This is a genomic window from Mesorhizobium sp. M1142 (assembly GCF_040318565.1).
In the GTDB taxonomy this organism is placed as follows: Bacteria; Pseudomonadota; Alphaproteobacteria; order Rhizobiales; family Rhizobiaceae; genus Mesorhizobium.
The window spans coordinates 1-763 of sequence record NZ_JAMYMK010000083.1; the positions used below are offsets into that span (position 1 = coordinate 1).

General features: G+C 60.6%; 1 protein-coding gene. It reads right to left on the minus strand.

All coding sequences use genetic code 11. The annotated features are described in order from the left end of the window. On the minus strand, positions 1 to 687 hold a 687-nt coding region (locus NKH42_RS31170; RefSeq protein WP_352974846.1), incomplete at its 3' end, for an IS5 family transposase. Between the last annotated feature and the right edge of the window lie 76 nt (positions 688 to 763).

The following is a 763-nucleotide window of genomic DNA, read 5'->3' on the forward strand; positions in this document are numbered from 1 at the left end:
GATGAAGCCGTGGCGGCGATCGATCGAGGCATGGTTTTTGTAGCCGAAGGCGGGAACGGCGATATCGCGCTGCTTCGTCTTTCCCTCCTCATCGGCCTTGGCCTTCGAGAACTTCACGGTCCAGCGCGCGTCCCGGTCCTTCTGGCGCAGCTTGGCTGGTTTCTTCTGCCACTCGTCCGGCACCTTTCCTGCCTTGATGTCAGCCTTTTCAGCATCGGAATTGCGTTGCTTCGGCGCCGCCACGATCGTGGCATCCACGATCTGGCCACCCATCGCCAGATAACCGGCCTTGGTGAGGTGCTTGTCAAAACGGGCGAACAGGTTGTCCACCGCCCGGGCCTGCGTGAGGTGCTCCCTAAACAACCAGATCGTCTTGGCGTCGGGCACCTTGTCGCCGAGCCCCAACCCGAGGAAACGCATGAAGGAAAGCCGGTCTTGGATCTGAAACTCGGTCTGATCGTCCGAGAGACTGTAGAGCGCCTGCAGAACCAGGACCTTGAACATCATCACCGCATCAAAGGGCGGCCGGCCGCCTTTGGCGCCATCGGAGCGCTTCAGCGCCTTGGCCAGCGGTTTCCGGAAAACCTCCCAAGGCACCACCGCGTTCAGCTTCTCCAGTGGATCGCCGGCCGCGCTCAGCCGGACATAACGCTCGTCAATGTCCCAGAATCCAGCCTGGCCTCGCATCCAACGCCTCCGTGCAAATCACCAGGCGAAGTGAATCAAAATGCGGTCTCGATTGCCAGGTTTTTCGAGGTGTCCA